The 25,520-nt window shown below is 58.6% G+C and carries 26 protein-coding genes; 15 read left to right on the forward strand and 11 right to left on the reverse strand.

The window, feature by feature from the left end:
* Positions 1–66: 66 nt before the first annotated feature.
* From COL8621_RS19205 to COL8621_RS14040, 6 genes are all read left to right on the forward strand, one after another.
* Positions 67–210 (forward strand): hypothetical protein, encoded by a 144-nt coding sequence (locus COL8621_RS19205; RefSeq protein ID WP_176438503.1) that lies wholly within the window; start codon positions 67–69, stop codon positions 208–210.
* A complete protein-coding gene (gene rimM, locus COL8621_RS14015) occupies positions 207–722 on the forward strand; it encodes a ribosome maturation factor RimM (protein ID WP_093967936.1) in 516 nt (171 codons plus the stop codon). Before COL8621_RS19205 ends, rimM begins: the two co-directional genes overlap by 4 nt.
* Positions 715–1,545, forward strand: coding sequence for a tRNA (guanosine(37)-N1)-methyltransferase TrmD (gene trmD, locus COL8621_RS14020; RefSeq protein ID WP_093967937.1), 831 nt, complete (start codon positions 715–717; stop codon positions 1,543–1,545). The genes rimM and trmD overlap by 8 nt, the downstream gene beginning before the upstream one ends.
* A 51-nt stretch (positions 1,546–1,596) precedes the next feature.
* Entirely contained in the window at positions 1,597–1,980 is a 384-nt protein-coding gene (gene rplS / locus COL8621_RS14025) for a 50S ribosomal protein L19 (protein WP_093967938.1), read from the forward strand.
* 11 nt (positions 1,981–1,991) lie between these two features.
* A complete protein-coding gene (rpmE, locus tag COL8621_RS14030) occupies positions 1,992–2,213 on the forward strand; it encodes a 50S ribosomal protein L31 (RefSeq protein WP_093967939.1) in 222 nt (73 codons plus the stop codon).
* Positions 2,214–2,627: 414 nt separating this feature from the next.
* Positions 2,628–3,437: a division plane positioning ATPase MipZ gene (locus COL8621_RS14040; RefSeq protein ID WP_093968602.1), complete on the forward strand. Its 810-nt coding sequence runs from the start codon at positions 2,628–2,630 to the stop codon at positions 3,435–3,437.
* Between the two features lie 45 nt (positions 3,438–3,482).
* Here COL8621_RS14040 and glpK read toward each other — a convergent pair whose 3' ends face one another.
* The 8 genes from glpK to glpD all read right to left on the reverse strand — a co-directional run bounded on the left by glpK (position 3,483) and on the right by glpD (position 12,683).
* The gene (gene glpK, locus COL8621_RS14045; RefSeq protein WP_093967941.1) at positions 3,483–4,970 is read right to left on the reverse strand and encodes a glycerol kinase GlpK; all 1,488 of its coding nucleotides are present in this window, start codon (positions 4,968–4,970) and stop codon (positions 3,483–3,485) included.
* Between the two features lie 124 nt (positions 4,971–5,094).
* Positions 5,095–6,804 carry an ABC transporter substrate-binding protein gene (locus COL8621_RS14050; RefSeq protein ID WP_093967942.1) on the reverse strand — a complete coding sequence of 570 codons (1,710 nt, stop codon included), beginning with the start codon at positions 6,802–6,804 and terminating at the stop codon, positions 5,095–5,097.
* 74 nt (positions 6,805–6,878) lie between these two features.
* Positions 6,879–7,151 carry a DUF2160 domain-containing protein gene (locus COL8621_RS14055; protein WP_093967943.1) on the reverse strand — a complete coding sequence of 91 codons (273 nt, stop codon included), beginning with the start codon at positions 7,149–7,151 and terminating at the stop codon, positions 6,879–6,881.
* Between the two features lie 12 nt (positions 7,152–7,163).
* Positions 7,164–8,012 carry a carbohydrate ABC transporter permease gene (locus COL8621_RS14060; protein ID WP_093967944.1) on the reverse strand — a complete coding sequence of 283 codons (849 nt, stop codon included), beginning with the start codon at positions 8,010–8,012 and terminating at the stop codon, positions 7,164–7,166.
* Positions 8,012–8,884, reverse strand: coding sequence for a carbohydrate ABC transporter permease (locus COL8621_RS14065; RefSeq protein WP_093967945.1), 873 nt, complete (start codon positions 8,882–8,884; stop codon positions 8,012–8,014). The genes COL8621_RS14060 and COL8621_RS14065 overlap by 1 nt, the downstream gene beginning before the upstream one ends.
* The gene (locus COL8621_RS14070) at positions 8,884–9,963 is read right to left on the reverse strand and encodes an ABC transporter ATP-binding protein (RefSeq protein WP_093967946.1); all 1,080 of its coding nucleotides are present in this window, start codon (positions 9,961–9,963) and stop codon (positions 8,884–8,886) included. The genes COL8621_RS14065 and COL8621_RS14070 overlap by 1 nt, the downstream gene beginning before the upstream one ends.
* 12 nt (positions 9,964–9,975) lie before the next feature.
* Positions 9,976–11,064 carry an ABC transporter ATP-binding protein gene (locus COL8621_RS14075; protein ID WP_093967947.1) on the reverse strand — a complete coding sequence of 363 codons (1,089 nt, stop codon included), beginning with the start codon at positions 11,062–11,064 and terminating at the stop codon, positions 9,976–9,978.
* A gap of 17 nt (positions 11,065–11,081) precedes the next feature.
* The gene (gene glpD / locus COL8621_RS14080; protein WP_093967948.1) at positions 11,082–12,683 is read right to left on the reverse strand and encodes a glycerol-3-phosphate dehydrogenase; all 1,602 of its coding nucleotides are present in this window, start codon (positions 12,681–12,683) and stop codon (positions 11,082–11,084) included.
* A gap of 322 nt (positions 12,684–13,005) precedes the next feature.
* On the opposite strand from glpD, the gene COL8621_RS14090 reads away from it, so the two are divergent.
* The 9 genes from COL8621_RS14090 to yddG all read left to right on the forward strand — a co-directional run bounded on the left by COL8621_RS14090 (position 13,006) and on the right by yddG (position 24,210).
* Complete coding sequence (locus COL8621_RS14090; RefSeq protein WP_093967950.1) at positions 13,006–13,764, forward strand: DeoR/GlpR family DNA-binding transcription regulator; 759 nt, start codon at positions 13,006–13,008, stop codon at positions 13,762–13,764.
* A 95-nt stretch (positions 13,765–13,859) separates the two neighbouring features.
* A complete protein-coding gene (locus tag COL8621_RS14095; protein WP_093967951.1) occupies positions 13,860–15,119 on the forward strand; it encodes a hydroxymethylglutaryl-CoA reductase in 1,260 nt (419 codons plus the stop codon).
* Positions 15,116–16,027 carry a UbiA family prenyltransferase gene (locus COL8621_RS14100; RefSeq protein WP_093967952.1) on the forward strand — a complete coding sequence of 304 codons (912 nt, stop codon included), beginning with the start codon at positions 15,116–15,118 and terminating at the stop codon, positions 16,025–16,027. Before COL8621_RS14095 ends, COL8621_RS14100 begins: the two co-directional genes overlap by 4 nt.
* Positions 16,024–18,456, forward strand: a complete 2,433-nt coding sequence (locus tag COL8621_RS14105; RefSeq protein WP_093967953.1) for a PEP/pyruvate-binding domain-containing protein — start codon at positions 16,024–16,026, stop codon at positions 18,454–18,456. The genes COL8621_RS14100 and COL8621_RS14105 overlap by 4 nt, the downstream gene beginning before the upstream one ends.
* Positions 18,449–19,540 (forward strand): DUF3419 family protein, encoded by a 1,092-nt coding sequence (locus COL8621_RS14110; protein ID WP_093967954.1) that lies wholly within the window; start codon positions 18,449–18,451, stop codon positions 19,538–19,540. The genes COL8621_RS14105 and COL8621_RS14110 overlap by 8 nt, the downstream gene beginning before the upstream one ends.
* On the forward strand, positions 19,537–20,856 hold the full coding sequence (locus tag COL8621_RS14115) for a hypothetical protein (RefSeq protein WP_093967955.1): 1,320 nt from the start codon (positions 19,537–19,539) through the stop codon (positions 20,854–20,856). Before COL8621_RS14110 ends, COL8621_RS14115 begins: the two co-directional genes overlap by 4 nt.
* Entirely contained in the window at positions 20,853–21,701 is an 849-nt protein-coding gene (locus tag COL8621_RS14120) for a hypothetical protein (RefSeq protein ID WP_093967956.1), read from the forward strand. The genes COL8621_RS14115 and COL8621_RS14120 overlap by 4 nt, the downstream gene beginning before the upstream one ends.
* The gene (locus tag COL8621_RS14125; protein WP_093967957.1) at positions 21,694–23,124 is read left to right on the forward strand and encodes an AMP-binding protein; all 1,431 of its coding nucleotides are present in this window, start codon (positions 21,694–21,696) and stop codon (positions 23,122–23,124) included. Before COL8621_RS14120 ends, COL8621_RS14125 begins: the two co-directional genes overlap by 8 nt.
* Positions 23,125–23,343: 219 nt before the next feature.
* Positions 23,344–24,210, forward strand: a complete 867-nt coding sequence (yddG, locus tag COL8621_RS14130; protein ID WP_093967958.1) for an aromatic amino acid exporter YddG — start codon at positions 23,344–23,346, stop codon at positions 24,208–24,210.
* Here the strand turns inward: yddG and COL8621_RS14135 are convergent.
* From COL8621_RS14135 to COL8621_RS14145, 3 genes are all read right to left on the reverse strand, one after another.
* Positions 24,207–24,374: a YdcH family protein gene (locus tag COL8621_RS14135; protein WP_093967959.1), complete on the reverse strand. Its 168-nt coding sequence runs from the start codon at positions 24,372–24,374 to the stop codon at positions 24,207–24,209. The genes yddG and COL8621_RS14135 overlap by 4 nt on opposite strands.
* Positions 24,375–24,499: 125 nt before the next feature.
* Positions 24,500–25,267: a tRNA1(Val) (adenine(37)-N6)-methyltransferase gene (locus COL8621_RS14140; protein ID WP_093967960.1), complete on the reverse strand. Its 768-nt coding sequence runs from the start codon at positions 25,265–25,267 to the stop codon at positions 24,500–24,502.
* The gene (locus tag COL8621_RS14145) at positions 25,268–25,489 is read right to left on the reverse strand and encodes a putative signal transducing protein (RefSeq protein ID WP_093968603.1); all 222 of its coding nucleotides are present in this window, start codon (positions 25,487–25,489) and stop codon (positions 25,268–25,270) included.
* Positions 25,490–25,520: the final 31 nt, after the last annotated feature.

Genomic DNA, 25,520 nt, shown 5'->3' on the forward strand with positions numbered 1-25,520 from the left:
CCCTTACCGGCGGCTTCTGTGTTTTAAGACCGTGTTCTGATTTAAGTTCTTACCGAGAGGTTGCCCATGATATGGCTGTTGCGAAAGCTGTTGATCCCGGCTGTGGCCTTTGGCTTCGGGATGTGGTTTCAAGCGGATCAACACGCCAAGGCCTGTGATCTTCAGGGCGGGCGTATCGTTGACAGGGTCTGCAAAGGGGGCACGCCATGACGGAAGAACGTATCTGCGTTGGCGCGATTTCTGGTTCATTTGGGGTACGCGGCGAAGTTCGCCTGAAAAGCTTTTGCGCTGATCCCGAAGCGATTGGCGATTACGCCCCGCTTTATTCCGAAGACGGTACAAAGACCTATACCCTGCAAATCACCCGCGCGGTGAAGGGTGGCTTTGCTGCCAAACTGTCTGGCCTGACCACCAAGGAAGAGGCCGACGCGATGAAAGGCACCCGCCTGTTTGCCAATCGCGACGCCCTGCCCGACCTGCCAGATGATGAGTTTTATCACACCGACCTGATCGGGCTTGAGGTGTTGGACACCGGCGGCAAAAGCCTTGGCCACGTGCGCGCGGTTCATAACCACGGCGCGTCTGACCTTTTGGAAATCCACGGCCCCAATCTGAAGGCGACCGTCCTGCTGCCCTTCACGAATGACGCCGTGCCGACCGTTGACCTGACCGCCGGGCGCATCATTGCAGACCCGCCCGAAGGGTTGATCCCAGATGAGTGAAAAGCCCAAATCCCACGGCCGCCTGTCGATCTCTGCTTCGTTGCAGCCGCGTGACCTGATGGATGAACGCCCCCGCCTGAAAGGCGCGTGGACGGCGAAGATCGTAACCCTGTTCCCGCAGGCCTTTCCCGGCGTGCTGGGGCAATCGCTGACCGGGCGGGCGTTAGACCAAGGGCTGTGGGCGCTTGAAACCATCGACCTGCGCCCCTTTGGCGACGGCAAGCACAAGAACGTCGATGACACGCCTGCTGGCGGTGGCGCCGGCATGGTGCTGCGCCCTGACGTTGTTGGGGCCGCGTTGAAACAAGCCAACATCGGCACGCCGAAGGATAGGGCCAAGTGGCCCGTGGTGTACCTGTCCCCCCGTGGGAAACCGTTCAACCAAGCCATGGCGCATCAGTTTGCCGAAGCCGATGGAATGACCCTGCTCTGTGGCCGTTTCGAAGGCGTGGACGAACGTGTTTTGGAAGAATTTGGCGTTCAAGAGGTGTCTTTGGGCGATTTTGTCCTGACTGGGGGCGAGATCGCGGCACAGGCCTTGATTGACGCGACAGTCCGACTTATACCGCGCGTGCTTGGGAATCAGGCCTCGACCGAAGAAGAATCATTCTCTGACGGTCTGCTTGAACATCCACAGTACACTCGGCCCGCTGTTTGGGAAGGCCGCGCGATACCGGAAATTCTTCAATCCGGGCATCACGCGAACATCGCCTCCTGGCGGAAGGCCATGGCCGAAAGGCTTACAAAGGAACGTCGCCCTGATCTCTGGCGGGCTTACTGTGAAAAACACGGTAGGGACCCGGATGAAGACCAAGAGCTCTGAGGACGCATCAAACTTCGCGGGAAAAACCGTGAGCATATAGGAGAAATGGCGATGGACCTTATCGCACAGCTTGAAGCAGAGCAGGTTGCTCAGCTTGACAAGAAGATCCCGGACTTCAAAGCCGGTGACACCATCCGCGTCGGTTACAAAGTGACCGAAGGCACCCGTACTCGTGTTCAGAACTACGAAGGCGTTTGCATCAGCCGTAAGAACGGTTCGGGCATTGCTGGTTCGTTCACCGTGCGCAAAATCTCGTTCGGCGAAGGTGTGGAGCGTGTGTTCCCCCTGTTCTCGACCAACATCGACAGCATCGAAGTAATTCGCCGTGGCCGCGTTCGTCGCGCCAAGCTTTACTATCTGCGCGCACGTCGTGGTAAATCCGCACGTATCGCAGAAGTTTCCAACTACAAGCCCAAATCCGGCGCTGAAGCGTAAGGAACCGAGCGATGAAAAACGATATTCACCCCGATTACCACGTTATCAACGTGAAATTGACAGACGGCACCATCATCGAGATGAAGTCGACCTACGGCGCAGAGGGTGACACCCTTGCACTGGACATCGACCCATCCGCGCACCCGGCTTGGACCGGCGGCTCTTCGCGCCTGATGGACACCGGTGGCCGCGTGTCGAAGTTCAAAAAGAAATACGAAGGTCTGGGCTTCTAAGCTTAGTCTTTTCGAAACAGGAAAACGCCGCGCCCTTGGGTGCGGCGTTTTTCGTTCGGGGGCCGCTTGGCCCCATGGCAGAACAGTCCCCTTCGTGCCGAGGGGCTAAGGCGCAGATCGAACCATCTTTCCACCGTGCCCAAACCCATCGCACCGACCAAGCGTTCGCCCCCACGAACCTGCAACTTCAGAAGAAAGCGAAGATTGTAGGTTCCGCCACCCCGTGGCCATCGCCTAGCCCGCATCATCAATATGGCACAGCGCCACAAAACACTGGAAACTGTGGCCCTTCCGCCCCGTCCACTAGGAACAGTGGCACTTGGGCGTTGTTCTCCTTTCCAATGTGCCATACACAAAATAGTGTATGCGTGCCTTAACGGGCGCGCTTATTTATTCTTGGGAAAGGGAAACGGCGTGGCGCATATCATCGTCGTGGGCAACGAAAAAGGCGGGGCTGGCAAATCGACAATGTCGATGCACGTCGCCACCGCTTTGGCACGGATGGGGCATAAGGTCGGTGGCCTTGATCTGGACCTGCGGCAACGCAGTTTTGGCCGCTATATGGATAACAGACGCGCATTTTGTGCGCGCGAAGGGCTGAACCTTCCGACGCCGGAATACCGCGAACTGCCCGAGATCAGCCAAGACCAGCTTGATCCCGGTGAAAACATCTATGACCGCCGCCTGTCTGCCGCGGTCGCTGGGCTGGAACAGGACGCCGACTTTATCCTGATCGACTGCCCCGGGTCGCATACGCGCCTGTCACAAGTTGCGCATTCGCTGGCTGACACGCTGATCACGCCGTTGAACGACAGCTTTGTCGACTTCGACCTGTTGGCCCGCGTTGACCCGAAAGAGGGCACCATTCTTGGCCCCTCCATCTATTCCGAAATGGTGTGGAGCGCGCGACAGCTGCGCGCACAGGCTGGCCTGCCCGCGATCGACTGGATCGTGCTGCGGAACCGCCTTGGGGCGCAGCAGATGCACAACAAAAAGAAGATGGGCGCCGCGCTGGAAAAACTGTCTCAGCGGATCGGTTTCCGTGTGGCACCGGGCTTTAGCGAACGGGTTATCTTCCGGGAGCTTTTCCCGAACGGGCTTACTCTGCTTGATCTGAAAGACGTTGGTGTGAAGGGCCTGAACCTGTCCAACGTTGCCGCGCGTCAGGAACTTCGCGATCTGATGAGCGCGCTGAACCTGCCCGGCGTTCGCATCGATTTCTAAAAACGGCCGCGGGGGGCAACTCCCCCCGCCCCGACCGGGCCGCTGTTAAACGCTTAGCGTTGCGGCGACCGCCCGCTTCCAAGCATCATAACGTTGCATGCGCTTTTCTTGCGCCATCTGCGGTTCAAAGCGGCGTTCAAGCGCCCAGGTTTCCGCAAACCCGGCCTGATCCGGATAAAGCCCTGCCCGCATCCCTGCCAACCACGCTGCGCCAAGGGCGGTTGTTTCCAACACCTCAGGACGGTCCACCGGCGCGCCGATGATGTCGGAAAGGAACTGCATCGCCCAATCGCTCGCGCTCATCCCACCATCGACGCGCAGAACGCCCGTGTCGTGGCTGTCTTGCCAGTCAGCGCGCATCGCCTCTAACAGATCGCGGGTTTGGAACCCGACGCTTTCAAGCGCCGCGCGGGCCAGTTCTGCGGGGCCAGAGTTTCGCGACAACCCGTAAACCGCGCCACGACATTCGGCATTCCAATAGGGTGCGCCAAGGCCGGTGAACGCAGGCACAAGGATCACGTTTTGGGTCTCGTCCGCGGCTTCGGCCAGTGGCTGTGTCTCTGCTGCCTCGCGGATAATCTTTAACCCGTCGCGCAGCCATTGAACCACGGCACCGGCGATAAAGATCGACCCTTCCAAAGCATAGGTGGGCTTACCGTCCAGCTGGTACGCGATCGTACCCAACAGACGGCTTTTTGACCGCACCAGCTCATCCCCCGTGTTCAGCAGGGCAAAGCACCCGGTGCCATAGGTTGATTTCATCATGCCGGGTTCGAAACACGCCTGCCCCACAGTGGCGGCCTGTTGGTCACCCGCAACGCCCAAAATCGGGATTTCACGCCCAAACAGGTCGGCGCGTGTGACGCCAAAATCGGCGGCGCAATCCTTTACCTCCGGCAGCATCGTCATGGGGATGTCCAGCACGGCGCAAATCTCTGCGTCCCAGTGGCCATCGCGGATGTTGTAAAGCAACGTGCGGGCGGCGTTGGTGGCATCCGTGACGTGGGATTTGCCGCCCGTCAACTTCCAGATCAGGAAGCTATCGACCGTGCCGAACAAAAGCTCACCGTTTTCCGCACGGGTGCGCGCCCCTTCGACATTGTCCAAAAGCCACTTCAGCTTGGTGCCCGAAAAATAGGGATCCAACAGCAGGCCGGTTTTTTCGGTCACCATCGGTTCGTGACCGGCATCCTTCAGCGCGTGGCACATATCGGCGGTGCGCCGATCTTGCCACACAATCGCGTTATAGATCGGCGTGCCCGTGGCGCGGTCCCACACCAGCGTGGTTTCGCGCTGATTGGTGATGCCAATCGCCGCGATGTCGGCGGCACCCAACCCGGCGCGTTCAATCACTTCGCGGCAGGTGCCAGCGGTGGTTGACCACAGGTCGGACGGGTCATGTTCGACCCAGCCGGATTGTGGGAAATGCTGGGGGAATTCTTCCTGCGCGGTCGCTTTGATCGCCATCTGGTCATCAAACAGAATTGCGCGGCTAGAGGTCGTTCCCTGATCGATGGCTAAGATATGCGTCATGTGCCCCTGTCATCCCCGTTCGTCTGGCCACACGAAATGCATAGCCGGGTGTTCATAAAACCCAAATGTTGGAAAAGTCACAAACGAAAATGGCCGGGGCCGTTAAGCCCCGACCGGAGGAAACTTAGTTCCAAGAAGCAATCAGTTCGTCATAATCGACGGTCACTGGTGCCGGATCTTCGTTATCCAGCTTTGCCTTAGGTGCACCCGGCTTGCTCAGCCATTCTTCGGCGCTAACCTCTTCGTTCATCTTCGGACCAAGGTCACCCTGAACGCCGGCGCGCTCTAGACGTTCCAGCACACGCTCTTGCTGCGCGCACAGGCTGTCGAGAGCTTCCTGAGCGGTTTTCGCGCCCGAGGATGCGTCACCGATGTTCTGCCACCACAGCTGAGCCAGCTTTGGATAGTCAGGAACGTTGGTGCCGGTTGGCGACCACTGAACACGTGCTGGCGAACGATAGAATTCGACCAGACCACCCAGTTTAGGTGCGCGTTCGGAGAAGCTTTCGTGGTTCACGGTGGATTCACGAATGAAAGTCAGACCCACATGCGCCTTCTTCACGTCCACAGTTTTGGAGGTGACGAACTGCGCATAAAGCCACGCCGCTTTGGCGTTATCCACTGGGGTGGATTTCATCAGCGTCCAGGAACCAGCGTCCTGATAACCGACTTTCATGCCTTCTTCCCAGTAAGCGCCATGTGGCGACGGGGCCATACGCCATTTCGGCGTGCCGTCCTCGTTCATCACTGGCAGGCCTTCTTTCACCATGTCGGCGGTGAAAGCTGTGTACCAGAACATCTGCTGTGCGATTGCACCTTGTGCCGGAACCGGGCCAGCCTCGCCAAACACCATACCGGGTGCGGAGGGCGGCGAATATTCGTTCAGCCACTTGGTGTACTTCTCAATCGCATAAACAGCCGCAGGGGAGTTCGTGGCCCCACCGCGCGTTACGCACGACCCAACAGGTTGGGAGTTTTCGTTGACGCGAATACCCCATTCATCAACGGGCAGACCGTTTGGTTCGCCCACGTCACCCATGCCAGCCATGGACATCCACGCATCGGTGAAACGCCAACCAAGCGAGGGGTCTTTTTTACCGTAGTCCATGTTGCCATAGACCGTCTGGCCGTCGATTTCTTTGCCGGTAAAGAATTCGGCAATGTCTTCGTATGCGGACCAGTTGACCGGAACACCAAGGTCATAGCCGTACTTCTCTTTGAACTCGGCCTTGAATGCTGGATCGGTGAACCAATCGTAACGGAACCAGTAAAGGTTCGCGAACTGCTGGTCTGGCAGCTGATAAAGCTTGCCATCGGGGCCGGTTGTGAACTCTGTACCGATGAAATCGGCAACGTCCAGACCGGGGTTGGTTACATCCGCACCTTCGCCGGCCATCCAGTCGGTCAGGTTACGCGCCTGCTGATAGCGCCAGTGGGTGCCGATCAGGTCAGAGTCGTTGATGTAGCCGTCATAGATGTTTTCACCCGACTGCATCTGTGTCTGCAGCTTTTCAACAACGTCACCTTCGCCGATCAGATCGTGCGTGATCTTGATACCGGTGATCGCGGTGAACGCAGGGGCCAAAACTTTGGCTTCGTATTCATGCGTGGTGATCGTTTCGGAAACGACCTTGATCTCCATGCCCGCAAACGGCTGCGCGGCATCGACGAACCACTGCATCTCAGCTTCCTGATCGGCGCGGCTAAGCGACGACAGGTCCCCAATTTCGCTATCTAGGAAGGCTTTTGCCTCGTCCATCCCGGCAAATACCGGCGATGCAACGATCGCAAGCGCCATCCCAAGCGCTGTTGTGGATTTCAGTTTAAGGTTCATGGTTTTCCTCCCAGTTAGAACCGTAGAATTGTGGCGCGGGGGCTTATCCCCCTTTTGCGCGCCGGGGTGCCGGATTAGACCCAGCGAAATACTGCTGCGGCGTAAATCAGGCAGACGATCAGCGCGCCCCATTGCGGCGCACTGACAAGACCAAGCCAAGCCAAGTTGATAAAGGCCGAGCCGAGCAAGGTGATGAAAAGCCGATCACCCCGTGTGGTTTCGATTTGCAAAACACCCACGCGCGGGGTTTCCGGAAATTTGATTGCCAACACCGTGAAGGTGACAATCAAACACGCGATCACGCCAAAGAAGATTGCGGTCGGTGTGGTCCAGGCCATCCAGTCCATGAAAGCCTCCCTTTATACGCGGCCCAGGGCAAAGCCCTTGGCGATGTAGTTGCGGACGAAATAGATCACCAAAGCACCGGGCACGATGGTCAGCACGCCAGCGGCGGCCAACACGCCCCAATCCAGCCCCGAAGCTGAAACCGTGCGGGTCATCGTGGCGGCGATCGGCTTGGCGTTTACCGATGTCAGGGTGCGGCTAAGCAACAGCTCAACCCAGCTGAACATAAAGCAGAAGAACGCGGCCACACCGATGCCCGAAGCGATCAGCGGCATGAAGATTTTCACGAAGAACCGGCCAAAGCCGTAGCCATCGATATAGGCGGTTTCGTCAATCTCTTTGGGAACGCCGCGCATGAAGCCTTCCAAAATCCACACGGCCAGCGGCACGTTGAACAGACAATGCGCCAAAGCCACGGCGATATGCGTGTCAAACAGCCCGACCGATGAATAAAGCTGAAAGAACGGCAGCGCGAAAACGGCTGGCGGCGCCATGCGGTTGGTCAGCAACCAGAAGAACAGGTGTTTATCGCCAAGGAACGTGTACCGGCTGAACGCATAGGCCGCGGGCAGTGCCACAGCGATAGAAATCACCGTGTTCAGCACCACATAGATCAGCGAATTCACATACCCCATGTACCAGCTTGGATCCGTCAGGATCGTCGCATAGTTGGCGAAGGTCAGGTTCTGCGGCCACAGTGAAAACGTGCTGAGGATTTCCTCATTCGTCTTCAGGCTCATGTTCACCAGCCAATAGATCGGCAACAGCAGGAACAGCAGGTACAGCCCCATCACAATCGCGCTTCCCTTGACCTTGGGCAGGGCGAAACTGCGGGCAGAGTTGTTTACGGATACGTCAGCCATCACACGCCATCCCTTTTGTCGAGGTTGGTCATCACGGTGTAGAACACCCACGAAATCAACAAGATCACCAAGAAGTACATCAGAGAGAACGCAGCCGCAGGACCAAGGTCAAACTGGCCAAGCGCCATCTTCACCAAGTCGATCGACAGGAAGGTCGTCGCGTTGCCGGGGCCACCGCCGGTGACAACGAACGGTTCGGTATAGATCATGAAGCTGTCCATGAACCGCAGCAGAATGGCGATCAGCAGCACGCCAGCCATTTTCGGCAGTTCGATATAGCGGAACACTTTCCAACGGCTTGCTTGGTCAATCTTCGCGGCCTGATAGTACGCATCGGGGATCGACTGCAGCCCGGCATAGGCCAGCAGCGCCACCAGCGACGTCCAGTGCCAAACATCCATGACAACCACGGTCGCCCACGCGGCAAACGCATCTTGGGTGTAGTTGTACGAAATCCCCAGCTTATCCAAGGTGTACCCCAGCAGGCCGATATCGACCCGGCCAAAGATCTGCCAGATGGTGCCAACCACGTTCCACGGGATCAGCAGCGGCAGCGCCATCAACACAAGGCAAAGCGACGCCCAGAACCCTTTCTTCGGCATATTCAGTGCCACGAAAATGCCTAGTGGCACCTCGATCGCCAGAATGATCGCCGAGAACATGATCTGGCGGCCCAGCGCGTTGTGCAGCCGTTCAGAGGCAAGCAGTTCCTCGAACCACTCAAGGCCCGCCCAGAAGAACTGGTTGTTCCCGAACGTATCCTGAACCGAATAATTCACCACCGTCATCAGCGGGATCACCGCAGAAAACGCGACAAGGATCAGCACCGGCAGAACAAGGAACCACGCCTTATGGTTTACGGTCTTTTCCATCAGGCTGCCTCCCCCTCGACGCGCCAGTCATTGGCGTAAACATTCACCCGCTTCGCATCAAAAGTGACGCGGTTCATATCTGGCGAAATGGATGCGCCTTCGGGCGCGATTATGTTGATCTCGTTCCCGAAGAAGTCGGCGCGCACGATCTTGTGGCGGCCCACGTCTTCGACCCGGCGCACGTTCACAGGCAGGCCTTCGCCATTGCCGGAAAGCCGTGCAAATTCGGGGCGGATGCCGATCTGCACCTTGCCGGTCAGCGGGGCATAATTCGCGCCCAGCGCGATTTCGGTACCGTCCACATAAGCACGGCTGCCTTCCACCTTGGCGTTCAACACGTTCATACCGGGCGAGCCGATGAAATAACCCACAAAGGTGTGCGCGGGCGTCTCAAACAGCTCTTCGGGTGTGCCGATCTGAACCACGCGGCCGTCGTGCATCACAACCACTTTGTCAGCAAAGGTCAAAGCCTCTGTCTGGTCGTGGGTCACATAGATCATGGTATGACCAAATTCGTGGTGAAGCGACTTTAGCTGCGTGCGCAGCTCCCACTTCATATGTGGGTCGATCACCGTCAGGGGTTCATCGAACAACAGCGCGTTCACGTCTTCGCGCACCATGCCACGGCCAAGGCTAATCTTTTGCTTGGCATCGGCGGTCAGGCCGCGCGCCTTGCGGTTCAGCACGTCCTCCATCCCGATCATGTGGGCGATCTTTTGAACCCGCTCGGCCACATAGGCCGCGCTGGCCCCGCGATTGCGCAGCGGGAAGGCCAGGTTATCGTGAACCGTCATCGTGTCGTAAACGACCGGAAACTGGAAAACCTGTGCGATGTTGCGTTCCGCCGTTGGGGCGTTGGTAACATCGACATCGTTAAACAGAATGCGCCCCTGCGACGGGTGCAACAGGCCCGAAATGATGTTCAACAGCGTGGACTTGCCACAGCCCGACGCGCCCAGAAGGGCATATGCCTGACCATCTTCCCAATCGTGGTTCAGTTCCTTCAGCGCGAAGTCACCCTCTCCCTTCGGGTTCGGGGAATAGGAATGCGCCAGATTATCAAGCGTGATTTTTGCCATCTTTCCGCCCCCTTACGCCGCAGCCGCATAGGCGGCAGGTGCCACCAGCGCGCCGTCTTCGCCAAAGATGTAAACATGCGCCGGATCGAGATAGACGGTCAGCGCCGCCCCCGGTTCCAATTCGCGCACGCCATGCACCACACCAACCCAGCGTTCGCCGTGGTGATCCAGATGCACGAATGTTTCTGACCCGGTAATTTCCGTTACCGCCAGCTTGGTTTCAAATTCCATCGCGCCCGCCACGTGGCGCTCAAGCTCCAGATGGTTGGGGCGGAACCCGGCCATATAGCGGCCATCGGCAAGCTCGGCCATTTGGCCACTGGCAACCGCTGTCTGCCCGTCGCCAAACATCAAACGCGGCCCCGCCTTAGAGATTTGGAGGAAGTTCATCGGCGGATCACTGAACACCCGCGCCGTGGTCGCATCAACCGGCTGACGATAAACCGAAGGCGTTGGCCCGAACTGCGTTACGCGCCCTTCCCACAGGGTGGCGGTGTTGCCGCCCAGCAAAAGCGCCTCTTCCGGTTCGGTGGTCGCATATACGAAGATAGAGCCCGCCTCTTCAAAGATCTTGGGAATTTCGGCCCGCAGCTCTTCGCGCAGTTTATAGTCTAGGTTCGCCAACGGTTCGTCCAACAGCACCAGACCGGCATCTTTGACCAAGGCCCGCGCAAGGGCGCAGCGCTGTTGCTGACCACCGGAAAGTTCCAGCGGCTTACGATCAAGCAAGGGGGAAAGCTGCATCAGGTCGGCGGTTTTCTTTACCGCGGCCTCAATCTCGGTCGCTGACTTGCCCATCAGCCGCAGGGGCGATGCGATATTGTCGAAAACCGACATAGAGGGATAGTTGATGAACTGCTGATACACCATCGCTACCTTGCGGTCCTGCACGCGCATGCCGGTCACGTCCTGCCCATCCCAAAGGATGCGGCCCGTGTTCGGCACGTCCAGCCCCGCCATCAGGCGCATCAGCGATGTCTTACCCGCCGTGGTGGGCCCCAGCAGGACATTCATCGTGCCCTTTTGCAGGGTCAGGTCGGTGGGCGCGATATGCGTTTGCCCCGCCACAACCTTTGACACCCCTTCAAGTACCAGTGTCATCGTTTCCTCCCTTTCCCCTACCCGGCTGCCGTCATGCGGCGTGCGCCGTTGTCGGGGGTATTCATCCAGTCATCCAACGCAGCGATCTGTTCCGCCGTCATCCGCAGGCCCAGCTTTGAGCGCCGCCAGACGACATCTTCCGCACGCCGTGCGTATTCGTTTTCCATCAGCCACGTGACCTCTTGTTCGGTCAGGGTGGCCCCGAAATCGCGGCCCAAATCGGATGCTTCGCGCGCATCACCCAAAATGGCCGCAGCCTCTGTTCCGTAGGCTTTCACCAAACGCTGCGCCCAAGGCGTATCAACGAAAGGAAAGCGTGCCTGAAGCGTAGCCACCAAATCAGCCACGCCATCCACCGGGAAATCACCGCCCGGCAACGGTACGCCCGCCGTCCAGTCACCCGGTGTGCCATCAAAGAATGGCGCGATCTTTTCCAACGCGCTTTCCGCAAGCTTGCGATAGGTCGTGATCTTGCCGCCGAACACGTTCAGCATCGGCGCGCCGCCTGCCTGATCCACTTTCAGAACATAATCCCGCGTGGCCGCAGTGGCCGAGGACGCGCCATCGTCATAAAGCGGGCGAACCCCAGAATAGGACCATACCACATCTGCGCGTGTGACCGGCTTTTCGAAGTATTTCGAAGCGAAAGCGCACAGGTAATCTGCCTCTTCATCGGTGCAGATGGGTTTGATCGACGGGTCATCGTGGTCCGCGTCGGTGGTGCCGATCAGTGTAAAATCATTCTCATACGGGATCGCAAAGATGATGCGCCCGTCTTCGCCTTGGAAGAAATAGCATTTGTCGTGATCGAACAGTTTCTTCGTCACGATATGACTGCCCCGAACCAAACGCACCCCTGCCGTGCTGTTGATACGCGCTGTGTTGCGGATCACATCTTCGACCCATGGCCCGCCAGCATTCACCAGCATCCTCGCGAACACCTCGCGCGGGCCATCCGGCCCCTCCAGGGTTATCTTCCAGACATTGCCGACACGCTCGGCTGCGGCCACCTTTGTGCGAACCAAAATCTCCGCGCCGCGCGCTTCGGCATCGCGGGCATTCAGCACCACCAGCCGGGAATCTTCGATCCAGCAGTCGGAATACTCAAACGCCTTCTCAAACCGGTCATTCAACGGTGCGCCAACCGGATCCGTCGTCAGATCAACAGTTGTCGTCGCTGGCAGGATTTTGCGGCCACCAAGATGGTCGTAAAGAAACAGCCCCAGCCGGATCAGCCATGCGGGGCGACGCCCCTTCATCCATGGCATGACGTATTTCAGAACGCGCGAGGTTGGGGTTTCACCCTCGAACCGGGCGTCTTTGTGATAGGGCAGCACGAACCGCATCGGCCAACTGATATGTGGCATTGCGCGCAGTAGAGTTTCGCGTTCAATCAGCGCCTCGCGCACCAGCCGCACCTCAAAATATTCAAGGTAGCGCAGGCCGCCGTGAAACAGCTTGGTCGAAGCCGAAGAGGTTGCTGATGCAAGGTCGTTCATTTCGGCCAGTGTCACGGTCAAACCGCGCCCAGCAGCGTCACGTGCGATACCGCAGCCATTGATGCCTCCACCAATAACAAACAGATCCACAGGTTTATCTGACGTTGCCCCCGACGACACGCTGGCCTCCCCACCTACGTTCGTGAATGAACACTAACGAAACACATCCCGCCCGTTTTCGTCAACATTTGTTTTCGTTTTTTTTCGTTTATGGATTCTTTCCATGTTTTCAGCTTACTAAGCCTCTTTCTGCGCGGGCGAAATGATTTCTTTCCCGGAAATACCGCGTTCGAATCGCGCGGATATTTTCGCAGCGAACATTCAAACCGCCAAAATGTTGCCCCGAAGCCCAGTTTTTTGGCCGCTCTTGCCGCCGACACCCCAAGCAGTTGATCGAACGCAAAAAAACGAACATAATCGCGGGGCTTTGGAGGAGGCAAGTATGGCGCAAGGCTTTCGGTTGCCAGAAATTCTGGAAATCGCCCGACAAGAAGGCAAGGTCACGGTCGAAGGGCTGGCCGAACGATTTGACGTTACGGTTCAAACCATCCGCCGCGATCTTTCCGACCTTGCCGAAGCAGGCAAGCTGGAGCGGGTCCATGGTGGGGCGATCCTTGCGTCGGGCGTGGTGAACATCGGGTACGAAGATCGGCGCAGCCTGCACGAAGACGCAAAGGTGGCCATCGCCAAACGATGTGCGCAGGAAATCCCTGAAAACGCATCTATCTTTATCAACATCGGCACCAGCACCGAAGCTGTGGCGCACGAACTGTTGCGGCATCGTAATCTGATGGTGGTGACCAACAACATGAACGTGGCAAATATCCTTGTCGCGAACCCCGACTGCGAAATTATCGTCGCGGGCGGCGTCTTGCGCAGGTCCGATGGCGGCTTGGTCGGCAATCTGACCGCCAATGTCATTGAGCAGTTCAAGTTCGATTACGCGGTGATCGGCTGTTCCGCGATGGACGAAGACGGCGACCTGATGGATTTCGACATTCAAGAGGTCGGCGTAAGCCAGACGATCATTCGCCAATCACGCACAACTTTCCTTGTCTCCGATCATTCTAAATTCCAACGCACGGCCCCTGCCCGCATCGCCTCGCTGCGCGACGTCGATACGTTCTTTACCGATAAAGAGCTGTCGCCAGACCTGTCCAACAAGTGTCGCGAATGGAATACACGCATCGTTATTGCCTAGGGAAAACCCTATGCATGGTCCGCCGATTTGTGGCTATATGCCCGCAAACCGAAGATAATCGGCTCATTTGATTAAATTTACAGGCTGCCCATAACTTGATTATTCCCTTTCACGTCCAAGAAATGCTGCGCCAAGTCCGCAAACGGTTTGATGCCCCCGCAGACGCGCCCAAAATGCAGCCCCGGATGGAAGACCTGCAAAAACTGCGCCCCGTCCGCACCGCAACCCGCAAAACGATAGAGCGTTTTATCGCCGGCTTCGAAAAAGATGCGGGCGACCTGTCCGCACTTGCCGATGATGCAACGCTGGACAGTGCCGAAACCTATTCGGCCAACATCGAAAATCTGATTGGCACGGTCAAAGTCCCGGTGGGTGTGATCGGCCCGCTTCGGATCAACGGCCTGAATGCCGATGGCGATTTCATCGTGCCCATGGCCACGACCGAAGCCGCGCTGGTGGCCTCTTACGGGCGCGGCGCGATGGCGGCATCGTTGGCTGGTGGTGTCAGCACCGCAGTGTTGTACGAAGGCGTGTTGCGAACACCGGCCTTCGTTTTGGATGGAATTTTGCCAGCCGGGCAATTTGTCGATTGGGTCGTCGCCAACATCGAAGACCTTAAACAAGCCGCCGAAGAAACCACACGTTTTGGCAAGCTGGTTTCGCTAGAGCCGGTCATCGACAACAACATCGTATTCTTGTTGTGCCGCTATACCACGGGCGATGCAGCCGGGCAGAACATGGTAACCATCGCCACCAGCGCGCTTTGCGAACATGTGGCCAAGCACTGCACCGTGCCCATCCTGAAGTGGTATGTAGAGGGCAACTTTTCCGGCGACAAAAAAGCCTCTGCCCTTGGGCTTATTACGGGGCGCGGGCGTAAGGTCAGCGCCTCTGTGACGCTTCCGGCGAAGGTGGTGGAACAGGCCCTGCGCAGCACGGTTGATGACATGTTGGATTATGGCCGCGTGGCCAACCTTGGCGCACTTCTGTCGGGTCAACTTGGCGCACAGGCGCATTATGCCAACGGACTGGCCGCGCTTTACATTGCCACCGGACAAGACGCCGCCTGTGTGGCTGAAAGCGCGGTTGGCTTTACCCGGATGGAACGGCGCGGCGAGGATTTGTTTTGTTCGGTCACAATGCCCAACATCCTTGTCGGATCAGTCGGAGGCGGAACCGGCCTGCCAAGCCAATCGGCCTGTCTTGATCTGTTGGGGCTAAAGGGGGCCGACAACGGCGCAGCCCTAGCCGAGGTCGCCGCAGCCGTATGCCTGTGCGGCGAACTTTCAATCGTTGCTGCGATGTCGGCGGGGCATTTTTCCGACGCCCACGAAAAACTGGCGCGCAAAAGATGAGTGTTCTTCGCAGACTCTGGACCTATCAGGGCGAACGCTTTCCCCTGATCCAGACCATTCCTCTGCTTGCGGTATTCTCGGCCGCCAGCATCAACGTGTCGGCCTTTATGGGGGAACGACCACTGCCCGGCATCGGTAGCTATGTGATCGGGTTGGTCCTAGGGCTGGTGATCTTTTTCCAGATGCGCGCCGCTGACGAATGGAAAGACCACGACCTTGATTGCCGCTATCGCCCCGAACGCCCTATCCCGCGTGGGTTGGTGTCGCTTCGTCTGATACTTGGCATCGCGTTAACCTTAATCCCGGTGGCAGCTTTGGTCGCGTGGGCAAAGACGCCCGCATTGCTGTGGCTGTTGCTTGGCGTTTGGGGATGGCTGGCATTAATGACAGCTGAATTCGGCGTGGCGAAGTGGCTTAAGGCGCGCCCGTTGATCTATCTTGTCAGCCACATGGCCATCATGCCGCTGATTGACCTGTTGCTGACGGGCGTTGAATGGGCTGGCACCGCACGCCCTGCCCCGGCGTTGTGGATGTTTCTTGTACTTTCGCTGGTGAACGGGTGTGTGCTGGAAATCGGCCGCAAAACATGGGCCCCTGAAAATGAACGTGACGGGGTCGAAACATATTCTGGCCTTTGGGGGGCCAAAGCGGCGTCGATGGTGTGGCTTGGTTGCGTGGCTTTGGCCGCGATACTGCTGATCGCTGTGGGGCGCGCCACTGGGCCGTTCTTTCCAACGTCGGTTATCGCTCTTTTCGGTCTGGCAATGTGCTGTGCCTGCGCGCTTCAGTTTCGTCGACAACCAACCCCTAAAGGGCAAAAACGGATTGATGCGATGTCCGGTATCTGGGTGCTGTCCTGTTACGCGGCCGCTGGCTTTATACCACTGTTAAGCGGGGCTGGATTGTGACGGTTATTATTCCCGGTGATCAGGCCACAGACCGCGAAGTTGTTGGCGGCAAAGCGGCAAATCTGGCGCGCCTTGCTGCGGCGGGCTTTGATGTGCCTGAATTCTTCGTGCTTCCGGACGCGGCGTTTGAACATCCCAAGCTAGAGCCTGAATTGACCGCCGCACTCAGCCAACTTGGCGCGGGGCCTTATGCCGTGCGCTCGTCCGGGCGGGATGAAGATGGCGCCCTGAACAGTCATGCGGGCCAATTCGACACCTTCCTGAATGTCGCAGCGGCAGAGGTATTGGAAAAGGCGCTGGCCGTTCGCGCATCAAGTGACGGCGCAACAGTCGCCACATACCGCGATCTGCGCGGGCTAGAAGGTGATCAGCCGCCTTCGGTCGTGGTGCAGCGCATGGTTCCAGCGCGCATCGCGGGCATTGCCTTTTCTGCGGATCCAGTCAGTGGTCTGCGTGGCAACACCGTTATCTCGGCAACGACGGGCCTTGGGGAACAGCTGGTCGGCGGCGAAGTCGACGGCGAAGGCTGGACGGTAGACCACGGCGGGCACATCTTGAATGCACCGCAAAAGCCGACCGTCCTGACACCGGCCGAAGCCCAAGACATAGCCACCCTTGCCCGCGATGCCGAAGCTGCGTTCGGCCACCCTCAAGACATTGAATGGGCATATGATGGGGATCGGCTGCGCATGTTGCAGTCACGTGATATTACGACCCAACTGCGCCCCGCGCCAAACGCAGACGATGCGCTTGTGGTGTTCGACAACTCCAACATCGTGGAAAGCTATCCGGGGCTGGTCAGCCCCCTAACCTATTCCTTCGCCAGCTATTGCTATGACCGAGTGTATCGCGGCTTTGTGGGGCTGTTGGGCCTTTCCGACACGCAGATTTCCGCAAACGCCCCGATCTTTGCCAACCTGTTAGCCCGCGTCGATGGACGCGTGTATTACAACCTTGGCAATTGGTACCGCGCGCTTGCCTTGTTGCCCGGTTTTTCGCTGAACCGCGGCTATATGGAAACCATGATGGGGGTCAGTGAACCGCTGCCGCAGGAATTGACGCAAGGCATCGGCCCGGCACCCGCAACAGGCTGGCATAAGGCTGTGGAATTGTTGCGCCTGACGCGGGTGGCCCTTGGCCTTGCAACACAGGCCGTTTTGCTGCCCCGCACCAAACGGCGTTTTCTGGAACGGCTTCAGGGGTCTCTTACCCATGGCCCTGATTTGAACCGCGCCAACCTTACCGAACTTGCCCAAGCGTACCGAACGATCGAAAGCGCCCTTCTTGATCGGTGGGACGCGCCGTTGGTGAACGATTTCCTGTGCATGATCGGCTTTGGCGCATCCCGTAAAATGCTGGAACGGTGGGCCGGTCCAAAGGGGCTGACCTTTCACAACGACATCATGATTGGTCAGGGCGATATCATCTCGGCCGAACCGGCGCAGCGGATCGCGCGCATGTCCAAACTGGTGCGCGACCAGAACGCCGCAACCGCGTTGGCCGAAGGCCGCGCCGCCCTAGAGGCCTATCCAGAAATCGCGGCCGAGTTTGACGACTATATCGCCGCTTTTGGCGACCGCTGCACCCAAGAGCTAAAGCTGGAAAGCATTCCGTTAACCGATGATCCCTCAACCCTGATAGCGGCAATCTCTGCGGGTGCGGCCCGTGCGCCCGTCACGCCGAAAACGCGCGATGAACCTGACTGGACCGCGCTAATGCCCACTCAACCCGTGCGCCGCACCATCGCGCGCCGGTTCAGCAATTGGGCGCGCGCCCGTGTACGGGATCGCGAAAACCTGCGTTTCGAACGCACCCGCATTTTCGGCCACGCCCGGCGTGTCTTTCTTGCCATGGGCCGCGAACTGCACGCGCGTGGCGACCTTGATGCCCCGCGCGACATCTTCTTCCTGACCGTGCCAGAGGTTCTGGGCGCGGTCGAAGGCGCGGGCATGTCGCGAAACATTGCAGCCATCGCCGCCCTGCGCAAAGCAGAGATGGAGACCGCCGAAACCCGCCCCGACCCGCCTGAACGGATCACCCTGCGCGGCGCCGCGATAAATGCCGGCGCACACAGCGCCCCGCCCCCGTCGGTTGCGCCGCAGGCAGGCGACCGACGCACCGGCACCGGCTGTTCCGCTGGGCGCATCACCGGCCGCGCGCGCGTCATTCACGACCCCCGCACCGAAAGCCTTCACGCGGATGAAATCCTTGTGGCCCGCAACACCGACCCCGGTTGGATCGCGGTCTTCGCCAATGCCTCGGCCATCGTGGTTGAACGGGGGTCGCTTCTGTCTCATTCCGCGATTGTCGCGCGGGAAATGGGTATCCCATGCGTGGTTGGCATCGGCGATGCAACGCAGTGGATCACCTCGGGCGAGGTGATCGACGTGGATGGCGCAACCGGCGAGGTCAGGAAAATCAATGACTGATACCCACATCACCGAACGCGCCCGGTTTGATCAAATCCGGTACGCCCAGCTTTGGGAAGACGCTGATGTTTTGACCCAAGCTATGGGCGATGTCGATGGTGAGACTCTAGTCTCAGTATGTTCTGCGGGCGATAATGCCCTTGCTTTACTGCTTTTAAACCCTGCCCGCGTTTATGCCGCCGACCTTTCCCCGGTACAGTTGGAATGCTTGCGTTTGCGCATCGGTGCCTATCGCAACCTAGACCATTCCGCGTTTCTAGAGCTGATGGGCGCACGCCCCAGCACCCGCCGTGCGGAATTGTTGCACCGGGCACTGGACGGCAGCCCAGAACAGACAAAGGACTTCTGGACCACACAGGAAAAAGACGTGGTCGCCCATGGCGCAGGGGGCGCGGGCAAGTTCGAACGTTATTTCCGGATCTTCGCCCGCTATTTGCTGCCATTGGTCCATTCGCGCGAAACCATCCGACAGATCTTCGTTCCCCGCCCAAAGGCCGCGCGAACAGAGTTCTTTGAAACGCGGTTCAACACATGGCGGTGGCGCTGCCTTGTGCGGGTCTTCTTTTCGCGGTTCGTGATGGGCCGCATGGGGCGGGACGCCGCGTTTTTTGACCATGTCGACGGCAGCGTCGCCGATCATGTCTTTCGCCGCTTACACCATGCTGGCGTGGATACCGATCCGTCGCAAAACCCATATCTTCACTGGATCATGACCGGCAGCCACGGCGATGCCCTGCCCCTTCCGTGGCGCGCAGAGGCATTTCACACCATCCGTGAACGGCTTGACCGCATCACCCCCCATCTTGGCCCGCTGGAAACGTTGGGCGTCGACCAAGTGGCCGGGTTCAACCTGTCAGACATTTTCGAATACATGTCGCCCGACATAACCGCGCAGGCATACGGCAATATCCTTGAAATGGCGAAACCCGGCGCGCGGTTGGTGTACTGGAACATGATGGCCCCGCGCCGCTGCCCGGCCCAATTCGCTGACCGGGTGACGACCCTTACCAAGGTGGAGGATGTCTTAAAGGCCCAAGACAAAGCCTTCTTCTATTCCGACTTCGTGGTGGAGCAGGTGCGTTGAGCGACACGCTTCAGCTAAGTCTTGTCTTCGCGCTTATCGCAGCGCTGTTGGGCGCGATGGCTGGGCTGCGGCGCTTTGCCGAAAACCACGGCTGGCCTGCGGAAATTCAGCGCAAGATCGTTCACATATCCGCAGGCGGGCTGGCGATTTGCCTTCCTTGGGTGTTTGCCGATGCGTGGCCCGTCTATCTGCTGCTTGGGCTAACGCTTGGCGCGATGATCGCCATGCGGCTTCCAGTCTTGTCGGGCTTGGGTAAAACCCTGCATGGGGTTAATCGCAAATCGTATGGCGATTTCCTTTTGGTCGTGTCTGTGGGGCTGGTGTTCCTTTTCTCAAACGGCAACGCGGTTCTATACGTGTTACCGCTTGCCGTTCTGACCCTTGCCGATGCCGCCGCCGCCATCGCAGGCAGCACCTATGGCAAGCACTTCTTTCGCACCGAAGATGGCCACAAAAGCCTTGAGGGAAGCGCGGTCTTCTTTCTGGTCACATTGTTGGTTTGCATCCTGTGCTTTCTGATGCTTACCGACATTCCGCGTGAAAACGTCATCCTTTTGGCCGCCGCAATCGCGGTTTTCACAACGGTGGTAGAGGCCGACAGCTGGCACGGGTTCGACAACCTATTCCTTCCGATGGGGGTGCTGATTTTCCTATCCACAACGCTGGATATGCCCGTGTGGGATGCGGTGACTCGGCTGGGGCTGTTGTTCGTCGCAATTGCGATCCTTGCGGCGCTGACACGGCGCGTCGGGCTAAGCAGCCACGTGGCCCGCGTATACGCCATCGCGTTTTTCATGCTGCTTTCCGTCACGGCCCTACAAAACGCGGTTTTGCCGACGCTTCTATTGTTGGCGCAGGCGGCTGATCGCCGGGCCGCCGGGGCGGCGCGCAACCTTGCCGCGCTTGAAATTGTGGGGGCCTTGGCCTTGGTCAGCTTTGGCTTTTTGGCCGCAGGGATCGCCACGGGCGTGAATGCGATAAATTACTATGCGCTTGCAATCGCCGCCATGGCGGCCAGCCACGCAGCGCTGGGTCTTGAACGACGGGCCGCTTGGCTGCGATTGACCGGCGCAGCGGTTTGCGCAGCCGCCCTGTTCGCCGTTTGGGTCGCCGTTACAAATACCAACCCCGCATCAACATATTGGCACCCGCCAATCAACGCTTTCGCAATCGCCATATTGGCGATTTCCGCGCTTGTCCCTTCGGCTATTCCACGATGGTTTCAACAGCGGCGCAATTCAAAGGCGGCACTTCTTGGGGTGTTTCCAACTGTGTTGCTTTATTTCATCTTGCTGCTTCGGGAGGGGATATTGTGACCAACCAAACGCTGCGCAACGACGGCGCCCAGGCCACGCTTTTCAGGAACGCGCCCCCTTGGGAAGGCCGCAAGACAGCCGCGATTGGTGCGTTCCGTTGTGACGATGCGCAAGCGGGCAGCAGCCTTTTGAACGACGCCGCCGATCTTCTTAGGGCCGAAGGCTATCAGGCGATGATTGGCCCGATGGATGGCGACACTTGGCACAGCTATCGGCTGATCACAGAAACAGACGACAGCCCGCCATTCCTGATGGAGCCCAAATCCGCGCCCCACGACCTCGATGCATTCCAGAAGGCGGGTTTCGAAGAAATCTCTTCTTACTTCTCGGCCCGCGGGGCGGTTGCCGGGGCCATCGGAACGCCACCGCCCCACGACGACGCAATCGAAATTCGCCAATGGGATGGAACCAACCCCGAAGCCTGTTTTGCCGACGTGCACAGCCTTTCAACCAAGGCTTTTGCCAACAACCTGTTCTACGCGCCGATCAGCCTTGAATCGTTTCTGGCGATGTACATGCCCTTCGTTCCGATGCTGAAGCCAGAACTGATACTGATGGCACGTGACACGCAAAGCGGCGCTTTGTTGGGTTTTTTGTTTGGTATCCCAAACTATCAAGAAGGGCTAACGCCCAGCAGCGTGATCTTGAAAACATATGCCAGCCTTCGGGCGGGCGTTGGGCATCACCTTAGCCATGTGTTTCACCAAAACGCCCAGACGATGGGGTATGAACATGTGATCCACGCGCTGATACACGATAGCAATCAATCTGCGGATCGCAGTCGCAAGCACGGGGCGCAAGTGTTCCGCCGTTACGCATTGCTGGGGCGCGTCTTGAATGCATGATCTGACGTCAATCTTTCGCAAAACCGCGCAGCAATACGGCGACCGCGTTGCGCTGATCACGCCCACCGGGTCCGTCACTTTTGCCGAGCTAGAGTCCCGCTCTGCCGCGTTCGCCGCCACCTGCACCGCCAAAGGGATCAGACGCGGCGACAGGGTTATCGTCGCGATGCCGGTTGGCATCGACCTATTCGTGGCGCTTGCAGGCGCGTGGCGGTTGGGCGCTGTCGTCGTGTTTCCCGAACCCGCGATGGGGTTGAAAGGGTTCCGGCACGCGCTGCGCACCACCCGGCCTTCGGCGTTTTTCGCAAGCGGCGGTTATCGCTGGTTAAAGCTGTTGTTGCCAAGCCTTTGGCGCGCGCGCCTTTGTACGCCCCGAAAAGGCGATAAAGGCGCTTCCGTTCCCGCAGATCTGTCATCTGATGATCCCGCGCTGATATCGTTCACATCTGGGTCCACCGGGGCACCAAAGGCGATCCTGCGCAGCCACGGTTTCTTAATGGCGCAACGTGGTGCGGTCTCTCCGCTGTTGGCATCCCACCGGGACGAGGTCGATCTTGTCGCCTTTCCGGTTTTTACCCTGCTTAACTTAGCCGCCGGTCGAACGTCCGCTTTGCCCAATTGGCGGCTGACGCGCCCCGATCAGCTTTCAGCCCCGCGCCTTGCCCACTGGATCAAGGAAACCCGCGCCACCCGCGCTCTGTTACCGCCCGCGCTGTGCGAAACGCTGGCCCAGGCCGACATCCCGCCCGGCTTGCATACCGTTTTCACAGGCGGCGGTCCGGTTTTCCCGGATGTCGTTGCCGCATTGAAAAAGCAGCGGCCCGGCCTGCGCGTGGTTTCGGTTTACGGCTCGACCGAGGCCGAACCCATCGCCGAACTTGATTGGGCCGACATAGATGACGCTTTGCTGTCACGCATGGCGCAAGGCGGCGGTCTGCTGGCCGGCGCCCCGGTGGAAGCTGCCAGACTGCGCATCGTTGACGATGAAATTCAGGTCGCCGGCGCGCATGTGAACGATGGCTACCTTGACCCGGCCATGAACAGCGACACCAAGGTACGCGACGGGGATGTCATCTGGCACCGCACCGGCGATGCCGGTTATCTGGATGACGCTGGTCAGCTGTGGCTATTGGGCCGCCACTCCGCCAGCGCCCCAACCAACGGTGGCAAACTGTTCCCCTTCAGCGTGGAAGTTGCCGCACGCAACTGGCCCGGCGTCGACAAGGCCGCGTTATGGGCGGGCGATGCACAAACCACACTGGTGATCGAAGGCGCAGACGCGGATCTAGACCAATGCAAATCGAACGCAGCCGCAATGGGCGTTGATACTGTGCTAAAGGTCGCCAAACTGCCGATGGACAGACGCCACCAGTCAAAGGTGGATTACAACGCGCTAAACGCTTTGATCCGCAAATCGCGTTAACGCGGGCTGTCCAACACCAAGTTCGGCACCCAAGTAATCACATCCGGAAAAACGCTGCGCCTTGCGACACCGCAGAAGTGGTGCAATACGTTTTCCCAAGCGGGCCCTCGATTAGCACCCCCGGGCGCCTTCCACGGTTGAACATTCGGCAAAGAAAGACGCGGAAACGATGCAAGACCTGAACGCTCAGCGCCAATTCGTGCGGTCCACTTTCCCAGCATGACCCGATCCCGCGCAACCTCCATCGGGTTTATCGCCGTCCTTTTGTGGGCGCTTCTTGCGCTGTTCACTGTGGGTTCGGCACCTGTTCCGCCGCTTCAACTGAATGCGATGTGCTTTGCGATTGGCGGGCTTATTGGCCTGATCTGGACATGGAAAACCGGTGGCGCAGCGCGTTTGCGCGGTGTCAGTTGGAAGGTCTACGCCTTTGGCACGCTGGGCTTGTTTGGGTACCACGCGCTTTACTTTTCGGCCCTGCGCCTTGCCCCCGCCGCCGAGGCAGGGTTGATCGCCTATCTGTGGCCGCTGTTGATTGTTCTATTTTCCGGGCTGCTTCCCGGTGAAAAACTGTTTGCGGGGCACATCATTGGTGGCCTGATTGGTTTTGCCGGGGCGGCCCTGATTGTGCTGAACGGCGCGACCGGTTTTCAAGGAAGCGCCCTGCCGGGCTATGGCCTGGCCCTTCTTTGTGCGCTGACCTGGGCCAGCTATTCTGTGCTCTCACGCCGACTTGGCGCGGTGCCGACCGAAACCGTGGCGGTGTTTTGTATTGCAACTGCCGCGTTATCCTTGCCCCTGCACCTTGCGCTGGAAGAAACCGTTTGGCCTGCAACGACGCTTGGTTGGCTGTCGTGCATCGCCCTTGGGCTTGGGCCGGTCGGTTTGGCGTTTTATGTTTGGGATATTGGGGTCAAGCGCGGCGATATTCAGCTTTTGGGCGTCGCCAGCTATGCCGCGCCTCTGCTTTCAACACTTGCATTGGTGGTGGCGGGGATGGCGCAGCCATCAACCACGCTGGTTCTGGCTGCGTTGCTAATCAGTGCCGGTGCAGCGCTGGCGGCCTACGCCAGCGCCAAGGCCACTTAAGGCTGTCCAAGGCGTTCGATTTCTTCTTTCAATCGAAGCTTTTTCTTTTTGAGATCGGCGATCTGGAGGGCATCTGTCCCGGGATGGCGTTGTTCTCGTTCGACGCGTTCTGAGAGGGATTGGTGTTTCCTGCGAAGCTCCTGCAAATGCGAACTCATGGTCATATTTGACCTCCTCTGAACTGGTTGACATATAGTTGTTACAGTCCAGCACAGAAATTGAGTCGTGTCACGGGTTGGGTAACGAAGTTTCTAATAGATATGCTTCTGCGCAAGTTTTAGCCAAATTATCACGCCTCGGGCCAACGCAAGGCCGCGCCATCACGCAACACTGCCTTCACCTCGGGCGTGTAACTTTCCCGATCCCCATCGTGAAACGCCCCTTCGTGCAATGTAAGCGGCGGCAAAAGGGCAAATGGCCCACGCCCGCTTTTTATCGCACGCAGCAGCACCAGCCGGGCCTTGCGCCCTTCGCGCGGGGCAAGAGGCAACACCTCTATGTTACCAGCGCGGGCATCTAGGGCTGACATCAACTCTGGCAGACGCTCGGCCCGCTGGATCATGGTGAGCTGGCCACGCTGAACCAACCTACGCATCGCAACGTCGACCCACACCGACAAAGGCGTGCGTTCACCCAGCGCGGTTTCGCGCCCTTCATCCGTCGCAGACACGCCGTTCTCTCTTAGGAAATACGGGGGGTTGGCGATCACATGATCAAAGCTGCGCTGGCGAAGTTCGGCAGGAAGGGCGGCGATGTCGCCCTCAACCACCTCAAACGGCACACCGTTTTCCACGCTGTTACGCCGTGCAAGGGCCGCATATTCGTGCTGCAACTCGATCCCTGTCAGGGTCAAACCGGCGACGCGCGATCCCAAACAAAGGCTGGCAACACCGGCACCGCAGCCAAGTTCCAGCACTGTCTCTCCGGGGTGGGCGCGCACGGATGCAGCCAAGAACACCGGGTCCACCCCTGCGCGATAGCCCGCCTTCGGCTGATGAACCGCCAACTGACCGCCCAAAAAGCTGTCTTGGCTTAGCAAATCGTCCTTAAAGCCCACTTATTCATTCTCCGGCAGGGGAATGTCATTGTCCCGCAATATGGCGCGCGCCATGTGCAAATCTTTATCCCGGACCATCACCCGGCGCGGCAAAATGCCAATGGATCCTTCAAGGACGCTCATATGGACATCCATTTGAAAGCAGGGTATTTCCTCCCCCTGAAGGAGAGCGGTGGCAAATGCCACTAGTGTTGGGTCATTGGTGCGAAGCAGCTCTTTCATAATCATGGACTTAATGACAGGCAGAACCGTT

Source organism: Actibacterium lipolyticum (assembly GCF_900184935.1).
GTDB classification, from domain to species: Bacteria; Pseudomonadota; Alphaproteobacteria; order Rhodobacterales; family Rhodobacteraceae; genus Actibacterium_A; species Actibacterium_A lipolyticum.

Coding starts and splice junctions, on each gene's coding strand:
- COL8621_RS19205 (WP_176438503.1), top strand. CDS start 67: ATGATATGGCTGTTGCGAAAGCTGTTGATCCCGGCTGTGGCCTTTGGC.
- rimM (WP_093967936.1), top strand. CDS start 207: ATGACGGAAGAACGTATCTGCGTTGGCGCGATTTCTGGTTCATTTGGG.
- trmD (WP_093967937.1), top strand. CDS start 715: ATGAGTGAAAAGCCCAAATCCCACGGCCGCCTGTCGATCTCTGCTTCG.
- rplS (WP_093967938.1), top strand. CDS start 1,597: ATGGACCTTATCGCACAGCTTGAAGCAGAGCAGGTTGCTCAGCTTGAC.
- rpmE (WP_093967939.1), top strand. CDS start 1,992: ATGAAAAACGATATTCACCCCGATTACCACGTTATCAACGTGAAATTG.
- glpK (WP_093967941.1), bottom strand. CDS start 4,970: ATGACGCATATCTTAGCCATCGATCAGGGAACGACCTCTAGCCGCGCA.
- COL8621_RS14050 (WP_093967942.1), bottom strand. CDS start 6,804: ATGAACCTTAAACTGAAATCCACAACAGCGCTTGGGATGGCGCTTGCG.
- COL8621_RS14055 (WP_093967943.1), bottom strand. CDS start 7,151: ATGGACTGGATGGCCTGGACCACACCGACCGCAATCTTCTTTGGCGTG.
- COL8621_RS14060 (WP_093967944.1), bottom strand. CDS start 8,012: ATGGCTGACGTATCCGTAAACAACTCTGCCCGCAGTTTCGCCCTGCCC.
- COL8621_RS14065 (WP_093967945.1), bottom strand. CDS start 8,884: ATGGAAAAGACCGTAAACCATAAGGCGTGGTTCCTTGTTCTGCCGGTG.
- COL8621_RS14070 (WP_093967946.1), bottom strand. CDS start 9,963: ATGGCAAAAATCACGCTTGATAATCTGGCGCATTCCTATTCCCCGAAC.
- COL8621_RS14075 (WP_093967947.1), bottom strand. CDS start 11,064: ATGACACTGGTACTTGAAGGGGTGTCAAAGGTTGTGGCGGGGCAAACG.
- COL8621_RS14090 (WP_093967950.1), top strand. CDS start 13,006: ATGGCGCAAGGCTTTCGGTTGCCAGAAATTCTGGAAATCGCCCGACAA.
- COL8621_RS14100 (WP_093967952.1), top strand. CDS start 15,116: ATGAGTGTTCTTCGCAGACTCTGGACCTATCAGGGCGAACGCTTTCCC.
- COL8621_RS14110 (WP_093967954.1), top strand. CDS start 18,449: ATGACTGATACCCACATCACCGAACGCGCCCGGTTTGATCAAATCCGG.
- COL8621_RS14125 (WP_093967957.1), top strand. CDS start 21,694: ATGCATGATCTGACGTCAATCTTTCGCAAAACCGCGCAGCAATACGGC.
- yddG (WP_093967958.1), top strand. CDS start 23,344: ATGACCCGATCCCGCGCAACCTCCATCGGGTTTATCGCCGTCCTTTTG.
- COL8621_RS14135 (WP_093967959.1), bottom strand. CDS start 24,374: ATGACCATGAGTTCGCATTTGCAGGAGCTTCGCAGGAAACACCAATCC.
- COL8621_RS14145 (WP_093968603.1), bottom strand. CDS start 25,489: ATGAAAGAGCTGCTTCGCACCAATGACCCAACACTAGTGGCATTTGCC.